The 16,322-nt window shown below is 34.8% G+C and carries 16 protein-coding genes and 4 tRNA genes; 19 read left to right on the top strand and 1 reads right to left on the bottom strand.

What is annotated here, in order from left to right; translation table 11 throughout:
- Nucleotides 1–54: 54 nt before the first annotated feature.
- Entirely contained in the window at nucleotides 55–1,326 is a 1,272-nt protein-coding gene (locus BMW63_RS03665; protein ID WP_074721375.1) for a DUF2851 family protein, read from the top strand.
- Nucleotides 1,327–1,396: 70 nt separating this feature from the next.
- Entirely contained in the window at nucleotides 1,397–1,636 is a 240-nt protein-coding gene (locus BMW63_RS18325) for a PspC family transcriptional regulator (protein ID WP_074721373.1), read from the top strand.
- A gap of 82 nt (nucleotides 1,637–1,718) precedes the next feature.
- On the opposite strand, the gene BMW63_RS03655 is transcribed toward BMW63_RS18325, so the two are convergent.
- Nucleotides 1,719–3,170 carry an amino acid permease gene (locus BMW63_RS03655; protein ID WP_074721371.1) on the bottom strand — a complete coding sequence of 484 codons (1,452 nt, stop codon included), beginning with the start codon at nucleotides 3,168–3,170 and terminating at the stop codon, nucleotides 1,719–1,721.
- A 318-nt stretch (nucleotides 3,171–3,488) separates the two neighbouring features.
- Here BMW63_RS03655 and BMW63_RS03650 point away from each other — a divergent pair, with 318 nt between their 5' ends.
- From BMW63_RS03650 to rpoB, 17 genes are all read left to right on the top strand, one after another.
- The gene (locus tag BMW63_RS03650) at nucleotides 3,489–4,376 is read left to right on the top strand and encodes a ComEA family DNA-binding protein (RefSeq protein WP_074721369.1); all 888 of its coding nucleotides are present in this window, start codon (nucleotides 3,489–3,491) and stop codon (nucleotides 4,374–4,376) included.
- A 180-nt stretch (nucleotides 4,377–4,556) separates the two neighbouring features.
- Nucleotides 4,557–5,726, top strand: a complete 1,170-nt coding sequence (locus BMW63_RS03645; protein ID WP_074721367.1) for an acyl-CoA dehydrogenase family protein — start codon at nucleotides 4,557–4,559, stop codon at nucleotides 5,724–5,726.
- A 254-nt stretch (nucleotides 5,727–5,980) separates the two neighbouring features.
- Nucleotides 5,981–6,175 carry a 30S ribosomal protein S21 gene (gene rpsU / locus BMW63_RS03640; protein WP_007137807.1) on the top strand — a complete coding sequence of 65 codons (195 nt, stop codon included), beginning with the start codon at nucleotides 5,981–5,983 and terminating at the stop codon, nucleotides 6,173–6,175.
- A gap of 77 nt (nucleotides 6,176–6,252) precedes the next feature.
- Nucleotides 6,253–7,146, top strand: a complete 894-nt coding sequence (locus BMW63_RS03635) for a tyrosine-type recombinase/integrase (protein ID WP_074721365.1) — start codon at nucleotides 6,253–6,255, stop codon at nucleotides 7,144–7,146.
- Nucleotides 7,147–7,183: 37 nt separating this feature from the next.
- Entirely contained in the window at nucleotides 7,184–7,486 is a 303-nt protein-coding gene (gene hpf, locus BMW63_RS03630; RefSeq protein WP_074721363.1) for a ribosome hibernation-promoting factor, HPF/YfiA family, read from the top strand.
- Nucleotides 7,487–7,578: 92 nt separating this feature from the next.
- Nucleotides 7,579–7,652 (top strand) — tRNA-Thr (locus BMW63_RS03625).
- A gap of 47 nt (nucleotides 7,653–7,699) precedes the next feature.
- Nucleotides 7,700–7,780: transfer RNA gene (locus BMW63_RS03620), tRNA-Tyr, on the top strand.
- A 35-nt stretch (nucleotides 7,781–7,815) separates the two neighbouring features.
- Nucleotides 7,816–7,887 (top strand) — tRNA-Thr (locus BMW63_RS03615).
- 54 nt (nucleotides 7,888–7,941) lie between these two features.
- Nucleotides 7,942–9,129, top strand: a complete 1,188-nt coding sequence (gene tuf, locus BMW63_RS03610; RefSeq protein WP_074721361.1) for an elongation factor Tu — start codon at nucleotides 7,942–7,944, stop codon at nucleotides 9,127–9,129.
- A 56-nt stretch (nucleotides 9,130–9,185) separates the two neighbouring features.
- Nucleotides 9,186–9,256 (top strand) — tRNA-Trp (locus BMW63_RS03605).
- Nucleotides 9,257–9,274: 18 nt separating this feature from the next.
- Nucleotides 9,275–9,472: a preprotein translocase subunit SecE gene (gene secE, locus BMW63_RS03600; RefSeq protein ID WP_074722026.1), complete on the top strand. Its 198-nt coding sequence runs from the start codon at nucleotides 9,275–9,277 to the stop codon at nucleotides 9,470–9,472.
- Between the two features lie 8 nt (nucleotides 9,473–9,480).
- On the top strand, nucleotides 9,481–10,032 hold the full coding sequence (nusG, locus tag BMW63_RS03595; RefSeq protein WP_074722024.1) for a transcription termination/antitermination protein NusG: 552 nt from the start codon (nucleotides 9,481–9,483) through the stop codon (nucleotides 10,030–10,032).
- A gap of 67 nt (nucleotides 10,033–10,099) precedes the next feature.
- On the top strand, nucleotides 10,100–10,537 hold the full coding sequence (rplK, locus tag BMW63_RS03590) for a 50S ribosomal protein L11 (protein WP_074721359.1): 438 nt from the start codon (nucleotides 10,100–10,102) through the stop codon (nucleotides 10,535–10,537).
- 13 nt (nucleotides 10,538–10,550) lie between these two features.
- Complete coding sequence (rplA, locus tag BMW63_RS03585) at nucleotides 10,551–11,240, top strand: 50S ribosomal protein L1 (protein WP_074721357.1); 690 nt, start codon at nucleotides 10,551–10,553, stop codon at nucleotides 11,238–11,240.
- Between the two features lie 22 nt (nucleotides 11,241–11,262).
- On the top strand, nucleotides 11,263–11,769 hold the full coding sequence (rplJ, locus tag BMW63_RS03580) for a 50S ribosomal protein L10 (protein WP_074721355.1): 507 nt from the start codon (nucleotides 11,263–11,265) through the stop codon (nucleotides 11,767–11,769).
- A gap of 91 nt (nucleotides 11,770–11,860) precedes the next feature.
- On the top strand, nucleotides 11,861–12,229 hold the full coding sequence (rplL, locus tag BMW63_RS03575; RefSeq protein WP_074721353.1) for a 50S ribosomal protein L7/L12: 369 nt from the start codon (nucleotides 11,861–11,863) through the stop codon (nucleotides 12,227–12,229).
- Between the two features lie 273 nt (nucleotides 12,230–12,502).
- Nucleotides 12,503–16,315 (top strand): DNA-directed RNA polymerase subunit beta, encoded by a 3,813-nt coding sequence (rpoB, locus tag BMW63_RS03570; protein WP_074721351.1) that lies wholly within the window; start codon nucleotides 12,503–12,505, stop codon nucleotides 16,313–16,315.
- Nucleotides 16,316–16,322: the final 7 nt, after the last annotated feature.

The following is a 16,322-nucleotide window of genomic DNA, read 5'->3' as shown; positions in this document are numbered from 1 at the left end:
GTACAAGTTGTTTGTTTTTTCATTACTTTAGTCTCTTAACTACAAGGCTTTACGATGAAAGAAGATTTTCTCCATTACCTCTGGAAATTTAAGAAGTTTGATGTCCTAAATTTGAAAACTTCAAATCACGAGCAAATCACGATTGCCAATGTGGGGCAGTATTTAGAACTGGCAGGTCCTGATTTTTTTAATGCTCAAATCACAATCGATGATCAAATGTGGGCGGGAAACGTAGAGATTCACCTTAAATCTTCTGATTGGTATGTGCATCATCACGAAAGAGATGCGGCATACGAAAACGTAATTCTGCATGTAGTTTGGGAACACGATACTGAAATTTATAGAAAAAACAATACTGAAATTCCTGTTCTGGAACTTAAGAAGTATGTCGACCAAGATACGATTGTTAATTATCAGTCATTAATGTCTCCAAAGGCATGGATTTTCTGTGAAAAGCAGTTAGCTGCTATTTCTCCTTTTATTTTAAAAAACTGGCAAGAGCGCTTGTTTTTTGAACGTTTAGAAAGAAAGTCCAAACCTGTTTTTGAGTTGCTACGACAAACTAATAACGATTGGGAGGCGGTTTTGTTTTGTCTGTTGGCAAAAAACTTCGGATTGAATACGAACGGGGAAACCTTTCTGAAAATAGCGACTTCCATTCCGTTTTCTATTATAAGAAAGGAAAGTTTTGAGGTCGAAAATTTGGAAAGCTTACTCTTTGGTAATGCAGGGTTATTAGACGTTGAAAAGGAGGATAATTATTTTAAAGATTTAAAATTCAGGTATTACTATTTATTGCACAAATACCAAATAGAAAAATGCAGCGGTAATCCCGTTGAGTTTTTTAAGCACCGCCCTGATAATTTTCCCACGATACGACTCTCACAGTTTGCCAATTTGTATCATAGCAATCAAAATCTGTTTTCACAAATAAGCGAGATTACTTCGGTTAAGGTAATCTATGATCTTTTTCAGGTTTCCGCTTCTTCTTATTGGCAAGACCATTATCAATTTGATAAGGAAAGTTCAAAGAAGAAGAAGATGCTGTCAAAGTCATTTATAGATTTGATTATTGTAAATACCTTAATGCCAATTCAATTTGCTTATGCTAAAAGTAAGGGAGAGGAGATTGCGGAAGATTTAATCCAATTGCTGGATCAAGTTGCACCAGAAAAAAATGCTATTATAGATAAATTTAAATCTTTTGGAGTGAAGTCAGTAAGTGCTTTTGAAACACAATCGATGCTACAACTTAAGAATGAGTACTGTTCTAAAGGCAAATGTTTAGAATGTGCGATCGGTATGGAATTAATGAAAACGGACTGATTCTTATCTGTTTTAATTTCGAGAAATAATAATTTCGTACTTTTGTAAAATAGATTATAAAAATAATGCAATGGGACAAAGTGTACCTAGAATAATTAAGCTTAAATACTTTTTTGAAAAGTATGGCTTCCATGTATCATCGCGTCTAGCAGATAGTTTAGGAATGAGGGTGACGAGCGTAAGACTGTTCTTTATTTATATATCATTTGTTACGGTTGGATTATGGTTTGGAGTGTATTTAACGCTAGCCTTTTGGATTAGGCTAAAGGATTTGATTCGTGCTAAGAGAACTTCTGTATTTGACTTGTAACAAAACTTAAAATAGGTGCAAAGAAAAAGGGATGATAAAGTATTTAAATACTTTATCATCCCTTTTTTATATTAGAATAAGTCTATTTATCCGGATTATTTAATTTACTGTGCTTTTTACCGTAAACAAAATACAGAGCAACACCAATTGCCATCCAAAGAACTAATCGAATCCAACTTTCATAGGGTAGAGAGTACATTAAGTAAGTACAAACTAAAACTCCTGCAATCGGTACATAAGGAACAAATGGAGTTTTGAAAGATCTTGGTGCATCTGGCATTTTTTTACGCATTACTAACACACCAATACATACTAATACGAAAGCAAGCAAGGTTCCAATACTTACCATGTGTCCCAGATCGCTTACCGGAACAAAACCAGCAAATAAACTAACGAAAACCATAAAGAAAAGGTTTGTTTTATAAGGAGTACGGAATTTTGAATGTATTTGTCCAAATAAAGGAGGTAAAAGTCCATCTTTACTCATAGTGTAGAAAACACGACTTTGTCCCATTAACATCACAAGCATCACAGAAGTATACCCAGCTAAAATAGCCACAATTAATCCTGTTTGAAGGAAAGAATATCCAGTTACCGCAAATGCTGTCGCAGCAGGTTTTGCATCACCTGCAAATTTGTAATAAGGTACTAGACCAGTCATAACGTGAGCAAACAACACATATAGTATTGTACAGATAACTAATGAACCTAAAATACCAATTGGCATCCCTTTTTGAGGGTTTTTTGCTTCTTGTGCAGCAGTTGAAACAGCATCAAAACCAATGAAGGCAAAGAAGACGGTTCCGGCTCCGGCAGCAATTCCAGACCAACCAAATTGACCTTTAACGCCAGTATTTTCAGGAATATATGGAGAGTAATTTGCAGGGTCTATATAATCCCATCCTAAAACAATAAACATAATTACAACGATAACTTTTAATACCACTAATATATTATTTATAGAAGCAGACTCTTGGGTTCCTCTTATTAATAATAATGATAGTGCAGATACTATTAAGATAGCTGGTAGATTGATGTAGCCGCCATCTATGATGGTACCGTCACCCAATGTTAAGGTTTCCCAGGGGGAACATATAAATTTTGGATTTAGATGTACACCATATTTATTTAATAATTCGAGTAAGTATCGCGACCAGCTGACCCCAACGGTTGCAGCTCCTAAAGCATATTCAAGAACTAAATCCCAACCAATAATCCAAGCCATGAATTCTCCCATAGTTGCATAGGAATACGTATAAGCACTACCTGCAACGGGTATCATTGAAGCAAATTCAGCATAGCATAGTCCAGCAAAGGCACAGCCTACAGCTGCTAAAATAAATGAAAGTGTAACTGCAGGTCCAGCATGTTCAGCAGCAGCAATTCCAGTTAAGGAAAATAAACCCGCTCCGATAATTGCACCAACTCCTAAAGCAACTAGGGATCTTGAAGATAAAGTTCTTTTTAGCCCTTTTTCATCTTCTGATGCTTCATTTAATAAAACCGAAAGTGGTTTTGTTTTCCAAATTGACATATATTTATTAGTTTTAGTATTAATAGTGCCCAAATGTATTATTTATTTTATAAAAAATAAAAGTTATTATATAAATTAATATGGAAATAAATTTATTGTGGTGCTTTAGTTTAGTCAAGTTTTTCAGAATTAAATGCAACATGGATTATGGATTTCGTTATGTAAGTAGTAATTAAACGCTGATATTTAGATTATTATTTTTTTAGAAATGTATATTTCAAAAATTATTTTCTAAATTTAGGCTTTAATAACAGCGAGTAGTTAATTTTTAAAAGCAGTGAAAATGGTCAAAATTTCTTTACATTTATTTCTTTCAAAATGCATTTAAGAGGTATAAGGAGTTATTTCGCGTTTTCCGCAGAGCAACGCGCAGGTATTTTGATATTGTTTGCAATAATAATCGTTTTGCAATCGGTTTATTATTTCTTTGATTTCAGTTCACTGCAAACCATTTCTCCTAATAAACAGAAATGGCTTTCGATGCAATCTAAAATTGATTCATTAAAAGAGTCAAATCCAAAGTATAGTAAAAAGATATATCTGTTTAATCCCAATTTCATTACCGATTATAAAGGATACAAGCTCGGAATGTCTGTTCTTGAAATTGACAGACTATTGGATTATAGAAAAGAAAATAAATATGTTAACTCTCCAAAAGAATTTCAAGCCGTTACTCAAATTTCAGATTCGTTGTTAAATGTTATAGCGCCTTATTTTAAATTTCCGAATTGGGTAAAAAATAAAGCAGAAAGTAGGGGGTACATTAAATATGAAAAGATGGGTTTTGCCAAAAAAGAAAAAATAGTTTTAATAGATATTAACCGTGCGACACAAGAAGATCTAATTAAAATTTATGGAATAGGAGAAGCGATTTCGCTACGAATCCTAAAGTTAAAAGAAAGTCTTGGTGGATTTGTGTCCATGGATCAGATGACTGATGTCTGGGGTTTGTCTCCTGAAGTTGTTGCAAATCTTAATTCTCATTTTAAAGTGTACACTTTACCTTTAGTTAATAAAATCGCCATAAATAACGCTTCTTTAAAAGAAATTTCTCAGTTCTCTTATTTTAGATATGCTCTTGCAAAAGAAATTGTGACCTATAGGAGTATGAACGGAGATATTAGAAATATTGAGGATTTAACAAAAATTAAGGGATTTCCTGTTGATAAGGCAAATATAATTGCCTTATATTTGGACTTTAATTAGAAGTTTATAATTAGCTAGTTTGAAATTTTTTAATTTACTGCAAAATGGTTGTTTTGTCGTAGGTTTCTATTTCTATAAAACGTCGCTCGATTGTGTAACTCAAAAAAACCAAGTCCTGAAACATAAAGCTGTTGCTTTTCGTTTCAATCACATCAATTTGTTAAAAATAATATTAGTTATATGAATTCAAGTTATTTCACAGAAGAACATCAATCATTTAGAGAGAGTTTAAGAGGGTTTTTACAAAAAGAAGTTGTGCCTCATATTGAAAAATGGGAGAAAACAGGTACAATAGAGCGTTTTATATGGAAAAAGTTCGGCGATATGGGCTTTTTTGGAATAAATTATCCGGAGGCTTATGGCGGATTAAATTTAGATTTATTTTACACCGTTATTTTTTTAGAAGAACTTCAGAAAATTAAATCAGCTGGTTTTGCAGCTGCGATGTGGGCACATTCTTATTTAGCCATGACACATTTGAATGCAGAAGGGGACGAGAGAATTAAACAAGATTATTTAGCACCAAGTATTTTAGGTGACAAAATAGGGGCTTTGTGTATTACGGAACCTTTTGGAGGTAGTGATGTTGCGGGTATGCGCACTACTGCTATTAAAACAGGAGATAAATATGTTATTAATGGTTCGAAAACATTTATCACTAATGGCGTTTATGCGGATTATTATATAGTTGCAGCCAAAACAAGTCCTGAACTTGGGAATAAAGGAATAAGCATATTTTTATTAGATACAAAAACGAGCGGGGTTTCTGCGACAAAATTAGATAAATTAGGTTGGAGAGCGTCAGATACTGCAGAAATTGCATTTAACAACGTTGAAATCCCTTTAGAGAATTTGATGGGTGAAGAGGGAAAGGGTTTTCCTTACATTATGCAACATTTTGCTTTAGAACGTTTGATTATGGCTATAAATGGGCATGCAAGAGCGGAGTATGCAATTGATTATACAATAGAATATATGTCGCAACGTGAGGCTTTTGGGAAAACAATAGATAAGTTTCAAGCATTGAGACATACAATAGTAGAACATGCGACAGATGTAGAGCATTGTAAAGTGTTTAATTATGCTGCCGTAGCGCGATTAAATAAAGGAGAATATGTAGTAAAAGAAGCTACTATGGCTAAATTGAAATCTACAAAAGTGGCTGATGAAACAATCTATAGTTGTTTGCAAATGCTGGGAGGTTACGGTTATATGGAAGAATATCCTTTAGCACGTTTATTAAGAGACAGTCGTTTGGGGCCGATAGGAGGCGGAACTTCGGAGATACTTAAAGAGATATTGTCAAAAATGATTATAGATAATAAAAATTATAAGCCAGCGGTGGAGTAATAGCCAGTGGAAAGTATTAGAAGAGTCAATTTAGTTATTGGCTCTTTTTTTATGTGTGAAGGATAGTAGTGGAAATCCTTTTATGAAGCCTTGCGGAGTAAAAGATTGCAGCGGATAGCCTGACGGCAAAAGAGAATTTATTTTGGAAATAAATAGTGTTTTGCCGGCACACCAAAAATAAATTGGTGATTGATGACTGATAAGTCAAAATAATAACTACTTTTGCACACTTAACGAAAGGGGGTGTCAAAATTATGTTAATTATACCAATTAAAGACGGAGAAAATATAGATAGAGCATTAAAGCGCTATAAAAGAAAATTTGATAAAACAGGAACTGTTCGTCAGTTAAGAGCACGTACTGCTTTTATTAAGCCTTCTGTAAAAAATAGAATTAAAGTTCAAAAAGCAGCTTATATTCAAAACATGAAAGACAACTTAGAAAACTAAGTAGTTCTTTTTGCATGGTAATTACCGTTAGTCATTAAAGTTTTATAACTTTGATGCTAACGGTTTTTTTATTTTATATGGTGGCTACTATAAATGCGTTTCGGGATTATTTGCAAAAGGAGAAAAAGTATTCTACACATACTGTAAGTGCTTATTTGAATGATGTAACAAACTTCCAGACATTCAATACGATACATTTTGATCAAGAAAATATAGATCAGGTAAATTACAATCAGATTAGAAGTTGGATTGTGTCACTTGTGGATGCTGGAATGTCTAATGTTTCTGTTAATAGAAAAATGGCGTCCCTAAAGGCTTTTTATAAGTTTCTATTAAAGATACAACAAATACAGATTAGTCCGATGCTAAAGCATAAGGCACTAAAAACAGCTAAGGTACTCCAGATTCCGTTTTCTGAGAAGGAAGTTTCGGAGGTGTTGAAGGGCATGGAAAGTCCTGTGGGTTTTGAAGGAGTTAGAAATAAATTAATAATAGATTTGTTTTATACGACCGGAATTAGGCGAACAGAACTGATTCATTTGAAAATTAGCGATATTAGTTTTTCTAACAGTACAATAAAGGTACTTGGTAAAAGAAATAAGGAGAGGATTTTGCCTATTTTGTCAATTATAGTAGAACAACTTTCTTTGTATCTTGACGAGAGGTCTCGTATAGAAAGTGTTAGGGGTTTTGATTGTCTTTTTATTTCAAAAAAAGGGTTAAAATTAAATGAATCCTTTGTGTATCGGTTAATAAATTCTTACTTTAGTCCTGTCTCTGAAAAAGTAAAAAAAAGTCCGCATATTTTACGTCATACATTTGCGACTCATTTATTAAATAACGGAGCTGATTTAAATTCACTGAAAGAATTGTTAGGACATTCCAGTTTGGCTTCAACACAAATTTATACACACAGTAGTTTGTCAGAGCTCAAAAAAGTATATGAAGATGCGCATCCAAGGAATAAGTAATAGTTCAAAAAATGTTTAACCATTAAAAAAATTGATTATGAAGGTAAATGTTCACGCAGTTAACTTTGCTGTTGACGGAAAATTAGTAGGTTATGTTCAAGAGAGAATGGATAAGTTGGAGAAGTACTACGATAAGGTAGTGTCTGCCGATGTCTATTTGAAAGTTGAAAAGACAAGTGATAAGGAGAATAAGGTTGCTGAGGTGAAGATGAATGTCCCTGGTGATGATTTTATGGTAAAAAAACAATGCAAAACATTTGAAGAGGCTATCGAGTTATCGGCTGAATCTTTAGAGAGATTGTTAGTGAAAAGGAAAGAAAAAATAAGAACACATATTTAATCTGAAAGTTTTTTAAAAAAATGTTTTGATTGAGAGATAAAATCTATACATTTGCAGTCCGTTAGAAATAGCGGACTTTTTTTATTGAATTTGCCAGCGTAGCTCAGTTGGCTAGAGCAGCTGATTTGTAATCAGCAGGTCGTGGGTTCGAGTCCCTCCGCCGGCTCAAAATGAAACTGAGGTTTTGATGGGTTGAAATAAAGTAAGAAAAGAGGGGAGATACTCAAGCGGCCAACGAGGGCAGACTGTAAATCTGCTGTGTAAACTTCGCAGGTTCGAATCCTGCTCTCCCCACAATTTTAGATTTTAAATCTAAAAGTAAAAACTCTGCCGGTGTAGCTCAGGGGTAGAGTGCTTCCTTGGTAAGGAAGAGGTCTCGGGTTCAATTCCCGACATTGGCTCAAGTAAGTAAGAGATTGAAATTAAATATATAAATAGATTAAAAATTAAGTAAAATGGCAAAAGAAACCTTTAACCGTAACAAGCCCCACTTAAACATTGGTACAATTGGGCACGTGGATCACGGAAAAACTACATTAACTGCAGCGATAACTAAAGTGTTATCTGATGCAGGTTACTGTCAAGCAAAATCATTTGATCAAATTGATAATGCTCCAGAAGAAAAAGAAAGAGGTATTACAATTAATACATCACACGTTGAGTATGAAACTGCTAATCGTCATTACGCTCACGTTGACTGTCCAGGTCACGCGGATTACGTAAAGAACATGGTTACTGGTGCTGCTCAGATGGATGGTGCTATTCTTGTTGTAGCAGCAACTGATGGGCCAATGCCACAAACACGTGAGCATATTCTATTAGGTCGCCAAGTTGGTATTCCTAGAATGGTTGTATTCATGAATAAAGTGGATATGGTTGATGATGAGGAATTATTAGAACTTGTTGAAATGGAAATTAGAGACTTATTGTCTTTCTATGAATATGACGGTGATAATTGTCCAGTTGTTCAAGGTTCTGCTTTAGGAGGTTTGAATAATGATCCAGCGTGGGTACCAAAAATCATCGAATTGATGGCTGCGGTTGATGCGTGGATTGAAGAGCCAGTACGTGATACTGAAAAGCCTTTCTTGATGCCGGTTGAGGATGTGTTTACAATTACTGGTCGTGGAACTGTTGCTACAGGTCGTATCGAAACAGGTATTGCTAATACAGGAGATGCTGTTGAAATCATTGGTATGGGAGCTGAAAAATTAACTTCTACTATTACAGGAGTTGAGATGTTCCGTAAAATCCTTGATAGAGGTGAAGCTGGAGATAACGTAGGTTTATTGTTACGTGGTGTTGATAAAGAATCTATCAAAAGAGGAATGGTTATCATTAAGCCAGGATCAGTTAAACCACACGCTACTTTTAAAGCTGAGGTTTATATCTTGAAAAAAGAAGAAGGTGGTCGTCATACACCATTCCATAATAACTATCGTCCACAGTTCTACGTACGTACAACTGATGTAACAGGTGTTATTACTTTACCAGAAGGTGTAGAGATGGTTATGCCTGGAGATAACTTAACAATCAATGTTGCTTTGTTGAGCCCAATCGCTATGAATGTTGGATTACGTTTTGCTATCCGTGAAGGTGGTAGAACTGTAGGTGCAGGTCAGGTAACTGAGATTGTAGCATAATTCTATAAATAATTACAAAACCAGTAACGCTTCGTGCTGTTACTGGTTTTTCACAAACGGGCGTAGTTCAAGGGTAGAATAGCGGTCTCCAAAACCGTTGATGGGGGTTCGAATCCCTCCGCCCGTGCAAAAAAAATATATCATAATGGCAAAAATAATTAATTACATATCAGAATCATTTGAGGAATTAAAGTCAAATATGACTTGGCCAGAGTGGCCTGAAGTGCAACGTCTAACGATTGTTGTTGCTATTTTCTCAGTATTATTCGCTTTGGCAACATGGGGAGTAGATGAGTTTTTTGCGAAAGCATTAGCTGGATTTTTTAATTGGATAAAAGCCTAATTTTTGTGATGACAGATAATAATCTAAAAAAGTGGTATGTTGTTCGTGCGGTAAGTGGGCAAGAGAATAAAGTGAAAGCTTACATAGAAAACGAAATCTCTAGATTAGAGATGGGTGACTATGTTTCTCAAGTTTTAGTTCCGACGGAAAAAGTAGTAACTGTAAAAGATGGAAAGAAATTAATCAAGGATAAAGTTTATTTTCCTGGTTATGTCATGATAGAAGCGAATCTGATAGGTGAAATACCTCATATTATAAAAGGAATAACTAGTGTTATTGGTTTTCTTGGTGAAACTAAAGGAGGAGAGCCGGTTCCATTAAGACTTTCAGAAGTAAATAGAATGCTAGGTAAAGTCGATGAGTTAGCAGTTAATGCAGATACTCGATCTATACCATTCAATTTAGGTGAGACTATTAAGGTTATTGATGGACCTTTTAACGGTTTCAACGGTACAGTTGAAAAAATTAATGAAGAGAAGCGTAAACTTGAAGTAATGGTGAAAATTTTCGGAAGAAAAACTCCATTAGAATTAGGGTTTATGCAAGTTGAAAAAGTATAATATTTTGTTACATATAATATCCATCGCAATCGCTTCTTAATGATTGTGGTGTTAAATTTTTTAAAAAATGGCTAAAGAAATTAGTAAAGTAGTTAAACTACAAGTTAAGGGAGGTGCTGCGAATCCATCGCCACCGGTTGGACCTGCTTTAGGAGCTGCTGGTGTAAACATCATGGAGTTCTGTAAGCAATTCAATGCTAGAACTCAAGATAAAGCCGGCAAAATATGCCCAGTACAAATTACTGTGTATAAAGACAAATCATTCGAATTTGTTGTTAAAACTCCGCCTGCAGCTGTTCAGTTATTGGAAGCTGCGAAGCTAAAATCTGGTTCTGGTGAGCCTAATCGTAAAAAAGTAGCTAGTGTTACTTGGGAACAAATTAGAGCTATTGCTGAAGACAAGATGCCTGACTTAAATGCGTTCACTACGGAGTCTGCAATGAGTATGGTTGCTGGAACAGCTAGATCTATGGGTATAACTGTATCAGGAGACGCTCCTTTTTAATTAAAAGAAAGACATGGCAAAATTGACAAAAAAGCAAAAAGAGGCTGCTTCAAAAATTGACAAAAACAGAATGTACTCTTTGAAAGATGCTGCGGCATTAATTAAAGTTGTTGCGTCTGCAAAATTTGATGAGTCTGTTGATATCGCAGTACGTTTGGGTGTAGATCCAAGAAAAGCGAATCAAATGGTTAGAGGTGTGGTAACATTGCCTCATGGAACTGGTAAAGATGTTAAAGTATTAGCATTAGTTACTCCGGATAAAGAAGCGGAAGCTAAAGAAGCTGGGGCAGACTATGTAGGTCTTGACGAGTATTTACAAAAAATTAAAGACGGTTGGACGGATGTTGATGTTATCATCACTATGCCAAGCGTTATGGGTAAATTAGGTCCATTAGGTCGTATTTTAGGGCCTAGAGGTTTAATGCCAAACCCTAAAACAGGTACTGTAACTATGGATGTTGCAAAAGCTGTTGCAGAGGTTAAAGCTGGTAAAATCGATTTCAAAGTTGATAAAACTGGTATCGTGCATGCAGGAATTGGTAAAGTTTCTTTTGGAGCTGAGCAAATTGTTGACAATGCACACGAAATTATTCAAACATTAATCAAACTTAAGCCAACTGCTGCTAAAGGTGTGTATATCAAAAGTATCTACCTTACAAGCACTATGAGTCCTGCTATTGCATTAGACCCAAAAGCAGTATAATTGGTAGTTAATAATTTTTAGTATGACTAGAGAAGAAAAATCAATCGCGATTGAAGATTTAACTGCACAGTTAGCTGGTACAAATATTGTTTACGTAGCAGATATTTCTGGATTAAATGCAGATGCAACTTCAAAGTTGAGAAGAGCTTGTTATAAAGCAGGTATTAAATTAGAGGTTATAAAAAACACTTTGCTTGCAAAAGCAATGGAAGCTTCAGCTAATGATTATGGTGACTTACCGTCAGTATTGACTGGTAATAGTGCTATATTCATTTCAGAGGTAGCAAATGGGCCTGGTAAGATAATAAAAGATTTCCGTAAAAAATCGGCAAAACCGGTTTTGAAAGGAGCCTATATTAATGCTGAGGTTTATATTGGAGATGATCAATTAGAAGCGTTAGCGACTATTAAATCTAAAGAAGAACTTATTGGTGAAATTATTGGATTACTTCAATCACCAGCACAAAAAGTTATTTCTGCACTTCAAAACCAATTCGCTAAAGAAGAGGTTGCTGAAACAGAAGCATAATAAAAATAGAGTAAAACTTAGTTTTTATTATTTACAATGCGCACAATAAACAAAATATAATTTTACAAATCATTTTAAAACGATAGAAAAAATGGCAGATTTGAAACAATTCGCAGAACAATTAGTTAATTTAACTGTAAAAGAAGTTAACGAATTAGCAACAATATTAAAAGATGAGTACGGAATCGAACCAGCTGCTGCAGCTGTTGTAGTTTCAGGTGGTAGTGAAGGTGCTGCTGAAGAAGTACAAACAGAATTTACAGTTGTATTGAAAGAAGCTGGTGCTTCTAAATTAGCAGTTGTAAAAATGGTAAAAGAACTTACAGGTTTAGGTTTGAAAGAAGCTAAAGATGTAGTTGATAGCGCTCCAAGTAACGTTAAAGAAGGTGTAACTAAAGATGAAGCAGAAGCTTTGAAAAAATCTTTAGAAGAAGCTGGAGCTGTTGTTGAGCTTAAATAGTTAAACATAGTTTAGGAATTAGGTTTAGGTCTTGGGTACACATCCAAAGACCTAAACCATTTTTCGTATAACAAAAGTCTGTCTTATTTATTGAATAATAAGTTGTGATAGCAAACCCATTTTATCCCATTACGAGGAAAAAAAATTGACAGATAATAAGAAAGTAGTTATCTTAAATTGATTTTTAAAGATGTAGTGGTTTTAAAATTAATGTATAATTAGAAATATTTATACCAATAAAAATTACTTTTATAATCAAAATTTTGTCCATTGATGATAACAAATCAGACCGAAAGATTGAATTTTGCCTCTACAAAAAATATTCCTGCATATCCAGATTTTCTTGATGTTCAGGTTAAATCTTTTCAAGATTTTTTTCAATTAGAAACTAAATCTGATGAAAGAGGCAATGAAGGACTTTATAATACCTTCATGGAAAATTTTCCAATTACAGATACAAGAAATAATTTTGTATTGGAATTCCTTGACTACTTCGTGGATCCACCACGTTATACAATTCAAGAATGTATTGAAAGAGGTTTAACACATAGTGTGCCCTTAAAAGCAAGATTGAAATTGTATTGTACAGATCCAGAGCACGAAGATTTTGAAACTATTGTTCAAGATGTTTATCTTGGTACAATTCCTTACATGACGCCAAGCGGTACCTTTGTAATCAACGGAGCGGAACGTGTTGTTGTTTCTCAGCTACATAGATCTCCAGGGGTTTTCTTTGGACAGTCTTTTCATGCTAATGGAACAAAATTATATTCTGCCAGAGTAATTCCTTTTAAAGGTTCTTGGATAGAATTTTCTACAGATATTAATAGCGTAATGTACGCTTATATTGATAGAAAGAAAAAGTTACCTGTTACCACTTTATTCCGTGCAATTGGTTTCGAAAGAGATAAGGATATTCTTGAAATTTTCGACCTTGCTGAGGAAATTAAAGTTTCTAAAACAGGACTTAAAAAATATATCGGTAGAAAATTAGCTGCTCGTGTATTAAATACATGGCATGAAGATTTCGTAGATGAAGATACTGGTGAAGTAGTTTCTATCGAACGTAACGAAATAACCCTTGATAGAGATACAATTATCGATAAAGATAATGTGGAAGAAATCATTGATTCTAACGTTAAATCTATTTTGTTACACAAGGAAGATGCTAATCAAGCTGATTATGCTATCATCCATAACACGTTACAAAAAGATCCAACAAACTCTGAAAAAGAAGCTGTTGAGCATATTTACAGACAACTGCGTAATGCAGAACCGCCTGATGAAGAAACCGCTCGTGGTATTATTGATAAATTATTCTTCTCTGATCAACGTTACAACTTAGGTGAAGTAGGTCGTTACAGAATGAATAAAAAACTTGGTCTTGATATTCCAATGGAAAAGCAAGTGCTTACCAAAGAAGATATTATTACCATTGTAAAATATTTGATCGAATTAATCAACGCGAAAGCAGATATTGATGATATTGATCACTTATCAAACCGTCGTGTAAGAACAGTTGGAGAACAATTGTCTCAACAATTCGGTGTTGGTTTAGCACGTATGGCTAGAACTATTAGAGAGCGTATGAACGTTAGAGATAACGAGGTGTTTACACCAATAGATTTGATTAATGCTAAAACATTATCGTCTGTTATCAACTCTTTCTTTGGAACAAACCAATTGTCTCAGTTTATGGATCAAACGAATCCACTTGCCGAGATAACGCACAAAAGAAGATTATCTGCGCTAGGACCAGGTGGACTTTCGAGAGAAAGAGCTGGATTTGAGGTACGTGATGTTCACTATACGCACTACGGACGTTTATGTCCTATTGAAACACCAGAGGGACCAAACATTGGTTTGATTTCATCTCTTGGAGTTTATGCTAAAGTGAACGGAATGGGTTTCATTGAAACACCTTACCGTAAAGTAACTAATGGAGTGGTTGATTTAGTTTCAACACCTATTTACTTAAGCGCTGAAGAAGAAGAAGGAATGTTGATCTCTCAAGCGAATATTGAGATGGATGATTCTGGAAAAATTCTTGCTGAAAATGTAATTGCACGTCAAGAAGGGGATTTCCCTGTAATTGACCCTACAAAAGTTGATTATGCGGATGTAGCTCCAAATCAAATTGCTTCAATTTCTGCATCTTTAATTCCTTTCTTGGAACATGATGATGCGAATAGAGCGTTGATGGGATCTAACATGATGCGTCAAGCCGTACCATTAATACGTCCTGAAGCACCAATCGTTGGAACTGGTTTAGAGCGTCAAGTAGCTTCAGATTCTAGAGTTTTAATTAACGCAGAAGGTGATGGAGTTATAGAATATGTAGATGCAAACATCATTACTATTAAATACGATCGTTCTGAAGAAGAAAGAATGGTGAGTTTTGATTCTGATGAGAAAACATACAATTTAATTAAATTTAGAAAAACCAATCAAGGGACAAGTATCAACCTTAAACCTATTGTAAGAAAAGGGGATAGAGTTGTTCTAGGTCAAGTATTGTCAGAAGGATATGCAACTCAAAATGGTGAATTAGCTTTAGGTAGAAACCTTAAAGTTGCGTTTATGCCATGGAAAGGGTATAACTTTGAGGATGCGATTGTAATTTCTGAAAAAGTGGTTCGCGATGATATTTTTACCTCTATTCACGTTGATGATTATTCATTAGAAGTTAGAGATACTAAGTTAGGTAACGAAGAATTGACAAATGATATACCAAACGTTTCTGAAGAGGCTACTAAAGACTTAGATGAAAATGGTATGATTAGAATTGGAGCCGAGGTTAAACCGGGTGACATTCTTATCGGAAAAATTACTCCAAAAGGGGAATCAGATCCTACTCCAGAAGAGAAATTGCTTCGTGCAATCTTCGGGGATAAAGCAGGTGATGTAAAAGATGCTTCATTAAAAGCATCTCCATCTTTACATGGTGTAGTTCTTGACAAAAAATTGTTTGCAAGAGCAGTAAAAGACAAACGCAAACGTACACAGGACAAGGATGCTTTAGGAGCACTTGAAATGGAATATGAAGTGAAGTTTGTTGAATTAAAAGATAAGTTAGTAGAAAAACTTTTCTTGATCGTTAATGGGAAAACATCTCAGGGTGTGATGAATGATTTGGGTGAAGAAGTTTTACCAAAAGGTAAAAAATACACTCAAAAAATGCTTTATGCTGTTGAAGATTTTGCTCACTTAAGCAAAGGTCAATGGGTTGCGGATGACTCAACTAATAAAATGGTGAATGAATTAATTCATAACTATAAAATTAAGTTGAATGATTTACAAGGCGCATTAAGAAGAGAGAAGTTTACAATTTCTGTTGGTGATGAATTACCAGCTGGAATTTTGAAATTAGCTAAAGTATATATTGCCAAAAAACGTAAGTTGAAAGTTGGGGATAAAATGGCAGGACGTCACGGTAACAAAGGTATCGTTGCTCGTATCGTTCGTCATGAAGACATGCCTTTCCTTGAAGACGGAACGCCAGTTGATATTGTGTTGAACCCATTAGGTGTACCTTCACGTATGAATATTGGTCAAATTTATGAAACTGTTTTAGGTTGGGCTGGACAGAATTTGGGTAGAAAATATGCTACTCCAATTTTTGATGGTGCTTCTCTAGACCAAATTAATGAATTGACTGACGAAGCTGGAATACCACGTTTTGGACATACTTATCTTTATGATGGTGGTACAGGAGAACGTTTTCATCAAGCAGCAACTGTTGGTGTAATCTATATGTTGAAATTAGGACATATGGTTGATGATAAGATGCACGCACGTTCAATCGGACCATACTCATTAATTACGCAACAACCTCTTGGTGGTAAAGCACAATTTGGTGGACAACGTTTTGGAGAGATGGAAGTTTGGGCACTTGAGGCTTATGGAGCGTCAAGTACACTAAGAGAAATCTTGACTGTGAAGTCTGATGATGTAATTGGTAGAGCTAAAACTTACGAAGCAATCGTAAAAGGCGAATCTATGCCGGAGCCAGGATTACCTGAATCATTCAATGTATTGATGCATGAATTGAAAGGTCTTGGACTTGACATTAGATTAGAAGAATAAATAAAAG

The sequence above is a fragment of the Flavobacterium frigoris genome (assembly GCF_900111075.1).
Taxonomy (GTDB): domain Bacteria; phylum Bacteroidota; class Bacteroidia; order Flavobacteriales; family Flavobacteriaceae; genus Flavobacterium; species Flavobacterium frigoris.
This window is presented reverse-complemented; position numbering and strand designations above follow the sequence as displayed.

Bases quoted from the DNA above. Each gene is read 5' to 3' on its own strand.
- hpf (WP_074721363.1), top strand. From the start codon at position 7,184: ATGAAGGTAAATGTTCACGCAGTTAACTTTGCTGTTGACGGAAAATTA.
- BMW63_RS03655 (WP_074721371.1), bottom strand. From the start codon at position 3,170: ATGTCAATTTGGAAAACAAAACCACTTTCGGTTTTATTAAATGAAGCA.
- rplA (WP_074721357.1), top strand. From the start codon at position 10,551: ATGGCAAAATTGACAAAAAAGCAAAAAGAGGCTGCTTCAAAAATTGAC.
- rplJ (WP_074721355.1), top strand. From the start codon at position 11,263: ATGACTAGAGAAGAAAAATCAATCGCGATTGAAGATTTAACTGCACAG.
- secE (WP_074722026.1), top strand. From the start codon at position 9,275: ATGGCAAAAATAATTAATTACATATCAGAATCATTTGAGGAATTAAAG.
- rplK (WP_074721359.1), top strand. From the start codon at position 10,100: ATGGCTAAAGAAATTAGTAAAGTAGTTAAACTACAAGTTAAGGGAGGT.
- BMW63_RS03665 (WP_074721375.1), top strand. From the start codon at position 55: ATGAAAGAAGATTTTCTCCATTACCTCTGGAAATTTAAGAAGTTTGAT.
- rplL (WP_074721353.1), top strand. From the start codon at position 11,861: ATGGCAGATTTGAAACAATTCGCAGAACAATTAGTTAATTTAACTGTA.
- rpsU (WP_007137807.1), top strand. From the start codon at position 5,981: ATGTTAATTATACCAATTAAAGACGGAGAAAATATAGATAGAGCATTA.
- BMW63_RS03645 (WP_074721367.1), top strand. From the start codon at position 4,557: ATGAATTCAAGTTATTTCACAGAAGAACATCAATCATTTAGAGAGAGT.
- BMW63_RS03635 (WP_074721365.1), top strand. From the start codon at position 6,253: ATGGTGGCTACTATAAATGCGTTTCGGGATTATTTGCAAAAGGAGAAA.
- BMW63_RS18325 (WP_074721373.1), top strand. From the start codon at position 1,397: ATGGGACAAAGTGTACCTAGAATAATTAAGCTTAAATACTTTTTTGAA.
- rpoB (WP_074721351.1), top strand. From the start codon at position 12,503: ATGATAACAAATCAGACCGAAAGATTGAATTTTGCCTCTACAAAAAAT.
- nusG (WP_074722024.1), top strand. From the start codon at position 9,481: ATGACAGATAATAATCTAAAAAAGTGGTATGTTGTTCGTGCGGTAAGT.
- tuf (WP_074721361.1), top strand. From the start codon at position 7,942: ATGGCAAAAGAAACCTTTAACCGTAACAAGCCCCACTTAAACATTGGT.
- BMW63_RS03650 (WP_074721369.1), top strand. From the start codon at position 3,489: ATGCATTTAAGAGGTATAAGGAGTTATTTCGCGTTTTCCGCAGAGCAA.